This is a genomic window from Pseudomonas sp. Sample_24 (genome assembly GCF_004307605.1).
In the GTDB taxonomy this organism is placed as follows: domain Bacteria; phylum Pseudomonadota; class Gammaproteobacteria; order Pseudomonadales; family Pseudomonadaceae; genus Aquipseudomonas.
The window spans coordinates 1,670-5,787 of record NZ_RCNW01000506.1 but is presented as its reverse complement, the minus strand read 5'-3'; the positions used below and the strand labels follow the sequence as shown (position 1 = coordinate 5,787).

5 protein-coding genes and 2 pseudogenes are annotated in these 4,118 nt (G+C 57.6%); 2 read left to right on the top strand and 5 right to left on the bottom strand.

Annotated elements, in window-relative coordinates:
• Together D8V06_RS29260 and D8V06_RS29255 are read left to right on the top strand one after the other, a co-directional pair.
• Window positions 1–156, top strand: a pseudogene (locus D8V06_RS29260) (phosphoheptose isomerase); the annotation flags it as partial.
• Entirely contained in the window at window positions 153–731 is a 579-nt protein-coding gene (locus tag D8V06_RS29255; protein WP_056853208.1) for a BON domain-containing protein, read from the top strand. The pseudogene D8V06_RS29260 and the gene D8V06_RS29255, both read left to right, overlap by 4 nt.
• Window positions 732–837: 106 nt before the next feature.
• Here the strand turns inward: D8V06_RS29255 and D8V06_RS29250 are convergent, their stop codons facing one another.
• The 5 genes and pseudogenes from D8V06_RS29250 to D8V06_RS29230 all read right to left on the bottom strand — a co-directional run.
• Window positions 838–1,251 carry a ClpXP protease specificity-enhancing factor gene (locus D8V06_RS29250; protein ID WP_056853209.1) on the bottom strand — a complete coding sequence of 138 codons (414 nt, stop codon included), beginning with the start codon at window positions 1,249–1,251 and terminating at the stop codon, window positions 838–840.
• 16 nt (window positions 1,252–1,267) lie between these two features.
• Window positions 1,268–1,885 carry a glutathione S-transferase N-terminal domain-containing protein gene (locus D8V06_RS29245; protein WP_056853210.1) on the bottom strand — a complete coding sequence of 206 codons (618 nt, stop codon included), beginning with the start codon at window positions 1,883–1,885 and terminating at the stop codon, window positions 1,268–1,270.
• Window positions 1,886–2,035: 150 nt separating this feature from the next.
• Window positions 2,036–2,818 (bottom strand): cytochrome c1, encoded by a 783-nt coding sequence (locus D8V06_RS29240; protein WP_056853211.1) that lies wholly within the window; start codon window positions 2,816–2,818, stop codon window positions 2,036–2,038.
• Window positions 2,818–4,029 carry a cytochrome bc complex cytochrome b subunit gene (locus D8V06_RS29235; protein ID WP_056853212.1) on the bottom strand — a complete coding sequence of 404 codons (1,212 nt, stop codon included), beginning with the start codon at window positions 4,027–4,029 and terminating at the stop codon, window positions 2,818–2,820. The genes D8V06_RS29240 and D8V06_RS29235 overlap by 1 nt, the downstream gene beginning before the upstream one ends.
• A pseudogene (locus D8V06_RS29230) lies at window positions 4,029–4,118 on the bottom strand (ubiquinol-cytochrome c reductase iron-sulfur subunit); the annotation flags it as partial. The gene D8V06_RS29235 and the pseudogene D8V06_RS29230, both read right to left, overlap by 1 nt.

The window sequence follows — 4,118 nt, the reverse complement described above, 5'->3', positions numbered from 1 at the left end:
CGCGATGGCGGCGGCATGGCGTCGCTGCTGTTGCCCGAGGACGTCGAGATTCGCGTACCGGCCAACGTCACCGCACGTATTCAGGAAGTCCACCTGCTGGCGATCCATTGCCTTTGCGACTTGATCGACAGCCAACTGTTCGGGAGTGAAGAATGACCCCTAATCGCCTCGGCCTACTGGCCCTGACCCTGTGCCTCGGCATCAGCGGCTGCACCTCGGTGGTTAATGCCAGCCGTGAAGCACCGATTGAAGACGACCGCGGCACCCGCACCTTCGGCAGCAAGATCGATGATTCGCTGATCGACACCAAGGTCGGCGTGAACATCGCCAAGGCTGACCCGGCGCTGGATAACGACTCGCACATCGTCGTGACCAGTTTCAACGGCGTGGTGCTGCTCGCCGGCCAAACCCCGCGAGCCGACCTCAAGGCCAAGGCCGAACAGGCCGCCGCTGCCGTTCAGCGCGTGAAGACCGTTCACAACGAACTGCAAATTCTCCCACCCTCCGGCTTCCTGGCCCGCCAGAACGACACCTGGCTGACCTCCAAGATCAAGACACAAATGCTCACCGACCCGAACATCCCCGGTTCGCGCATCAAGGTCGTCACCGAGAACGGTATCGTTTACCTGCTGGGCTTGCTGACCAAACAGGAAGCCGCCCAGGCAACCAACCTGGTGCAGGGAGTTTCCGGCGTTCAGAAGATTGTGAAGTTGTTCGAGTACATTGACTGATCCTCTCAGCGATGGCGATTCTGACAACGCCATCGCCCCGTAGGAGCCAGCAAGCTGTGCTCCTACAAGTAACAAAAAAGGCGATCCTTCCGGATCGCCTTTTTTGTTATTTCACTACCTTCAAGCTCGGTCGACCGCTGGGGCGCGGCGGCTCGCTGTCCGGTGGCGGAATATCATCATCCGGCTCGATCTCTTCATCCTCGCCCATAGGCGACTCGAGATCGAAGACCATGCCCTGACCATTCTCCCGGGCGTAGATGCCCAGGATCGATGCGATAGGCACGTACAACGTATGCGGCACCCCACCGAAGCGGCCTTCGAAGCTGACTGCTTCGTTGTCCATGTGCAGATGTCGCACGGCTTGTGGCGATACGTTCAGGACAATCTGCCCGTCACTGGCAAAACCTTGCGGCACTTGCACCGAGGGATACTCGGAATTCACCAGCATGTGCGGGGTGCAATCGTTATCAACAATCCACTCGTAGAGCGCGCGGACCAGATAAGGTCGACTGGAGTTCATAGCGGCTCCTTAAGCCTTAGCGCATATCGCGTTCGACGCCAGACAGACTCGCCTGGAAAGCCTCACGCGCAAACTGGCGCTCCATGTAATCAAGCAGCGGCTTGGCTGGCCGCGGCAGTTCTATACCCAGAATCGGCAATCGCCAGAGTATTGGTAATAGGCAGCAATCCACCAGACTTTGTTCCTCACTGAGGAAAAACGGCTTGTCGGCGAATAGCGGCGAAACGCCGGTCAGGCTCTCGCGCAGCTCTTTACGTGCCACGACACGGGCCGCTTCCTTGGTCCGCGAATCCAGAATCAGATCCACCAACCCACACCAGTCCCGCTGGATGCGGTGCATCAGCAGGCGGCTGTTGGCACGCGCCACCGGATAAACCGGCAGGAGCGGCGGATGCGGGTAACGCTCATCCAGATATTCCATTACCACCGTTGACTCCCACAACGCCAGGTCACGATCGACCAGGGTGGGCAAGCTGCCATAAGGGTTCACTTCGATCAGTTTAGGCGGCTGACGGCCAGCTTCAACGTAAATGATCTCGGCGCTGACACCCTTCTCTGCCAGTACGATTCGCACTCGGTGGGAATAGTGGTCGGCGGGGTCGGAGTAACAGGCCAACCGATTGGTCACGCCCATGGCGATCCTCCTCGCTTGTAGAAATTATCGGAAGCGGAAAAACGAGCGCGCCCAGAGGGCGCCTCCCGTAACGCCTGGATCACCAGACTCGTTACATTTTCAGAGGCGCCCTTGGGCGCGCGCGATTAACAGCAATAGCTTGAAGCTTTATCAGTGCACATCTTTCCAGTATTCGCGCTTGAGCAAATAGGCGAATACGAAGAAGAACGCGAGGTACAGCAATACATACGTACCGATGCGCTGATGTTGCAGCTTAACCGGGTTAGCCGAGTAAGCCAGGAAGGTTACCAGATTCTTGACCTTCTCATCGAACTGCTCTTCGGTCAAAGCACCGCTTTTCGGCACGATGGTCAGCTGATCGCACGCTTCATGGGTCAGCGCAGTACCGGTCAGCGGATCAAATTGCTTCTTGCCGTCTTCGACAATCTGAACCTGTTTGCAACCGACGACCTGACGACCTTGCAGGCCCACCAGAACGTTAGGCATACCGACGTTCGGGAAGACCTTGTTGTTCACACCCCAAGGACGCGACGGATCTTCATAGAACGACTTCAGGTAACCATAGAGCCAGTCGGTGCCGCGAACCCGGGCAACCAGGGTCAGGTCGGGCGGAGCCGCACCAAACCAGGCCTTGGCGTCAGCCGGCTGCATGCCGATGTTCATGTGATCGCCGATCTTGGCGCCAGTGAACACCAGATTCTCCAGCATCAGTTCGTGAGGAATGCCCAAGTCATCGGCAACACGTTCGTAACGCTGGAACTTGGCGCTGTGGCAGCCCATGCAATAGTTGGCGAAAGTGCGTGCGCCGTCCTGCATGGCTGCCTTGTCGGAAACGTCGATGTCGACTTTTTCCAGCTCCGGCCCAGCTTGTCCAGCAGCGAATGCGAACACCGGCAGCGCCGCAAGCATCAATACAGCAAATAGTTTTTTCATCAGCCAGTCACCCTTTCCGGAACCGGTTTGGTCTTCTCGAGCCTGGTGTAGAACGGCATCAGAATGAAGTAGGCGAAGTACAGGAAGGTGCAGACCTGCGACAGCAACGTACGACCTGGCGTCGGAGCCAGCACGCCCAGCACACCCAGGATCACGAACGAGATGCAGAACACGAAAAGCCAGATCTTGCTCAGCCAGCCCTTGTAGCGCATGGACTTGACCGGACTACGGTCGAGCCACGGCAGGACGAACAGCACAGCGATGGCCGCACCCATGGCGATTACACCCAGGAGCTTGTCCGGAACCGCACGCAAGATCGCGTAGAAAGGCGTGAAGTACCAGACCGGCGCAATATGCTCAGGCGTCTTGAACGGGTTGGCCTGTTCGAAGTTCGGCTTCTCGAGGAAATAACCGCCCATTTCCGGGAAGAAGAACACGATCGAGCAGAAGATGAACAGGAACACCACCACGCCGACGATATCTTTCACGGTGTAGTACGGGTGGAAGGCGATGCCGTCCAGCGGTACACCGTTTTCGTCTTTGTGCTTCTTGATGTCCACGCCGTCCGGGTTGTTCGAACCCACCTCGTGCAGCGCCAGGACGTGCAGCACCACCAGACCCAGAATCACGATCGGCAGCGCGACCACGTGCAAGGCGAAGAAGCGGTTCAGGGTAATGCCGGAAATCAGGTAGTCACCGCGGATCCACTGAGTCAGGTCGTCGCCGATGAGCGGGATCGCACCGAACAGCGAGATGATCACCTGGGCGCCCCAATAGGACATCTGACCCCATGGCAGCAGGTAGCCCATGAAGGCTTCAGCCATCAGCGCCAGGTAGATCAGCATGCCGAAGACCCACACCAGCTCGCGCGGCTTCTGGTAAGAACCGTAGAGCAAGCCACGGAACATATGCAGATAGACCACGATGAAGAACGCCGAAGCGCCAGTGGAGTGCAGCAAACGCAAAATCGAGCCGTACTCGACGTCGCGCATGATGTATTCGACAGAAGCAAATGCCTCTTCTGCCGACGGGGTGTAGCTCATGGTCAGCCAGACACCGGTGACGATCTGGTTGACCAGAACCAGCAGAGCCAGGGAGCCAAAGAAATAGAAGAAGTTGAAGTTCTTCGGGGCGTAGTACTTGCTGAGATGGTCTTCCCACATCTTGGTCGCGGGAAAGCGCGCATCAACCCAATCCATGAACTTGCTCATCACGCTTTCTCCGTATCGATGCCAATGACAATGATGTCATCGGTCTCATAGGAATGCGGGGGAACTGGCAGGTTCAAAGGCGCAGGTTG

Excerpts from the sequence above, each read along its gene's own strand:
- D8V06_RS29255 (WP_056853208.1), top strand. The coding sequence starts at position 153 with ATGACCCCTAATCGCCTCGGCCTACTGGCCCTGACCCTGTGCCTCGGC.
- D8V06_RS29250 (WP_056853209.1), bottom strand. The coding sequence starts at position 1,251 with ATGAACTCCAGTCGACCTTATCTGGTCCGCGCGCTCTACGAGTGGATT.
- D8V06_RS29245 (WP_056853210.1), bottom strand. The coding sequence starts at position 1,885 with ATGGGCGTGACCAATCGGTTGGCCTGTTACTCCGACCCCGCCGACCAC.
- D8V06_RS29240 (WP_056853211.1), bottom strand. The coding sequence starts at position 2,818 with ATGAAAAAACTATTTGCTGTATTGATGCTTGCGGCGCTGCCGGTGTTC.
- D8V06_RS29235 (WP_056853212.1), bottom strand. The coding sequence starts at position 4,029 with ATGAGCAAGTTCATGGATTGGGTTGATGCGCGCTTTCCCGCGACCAAG.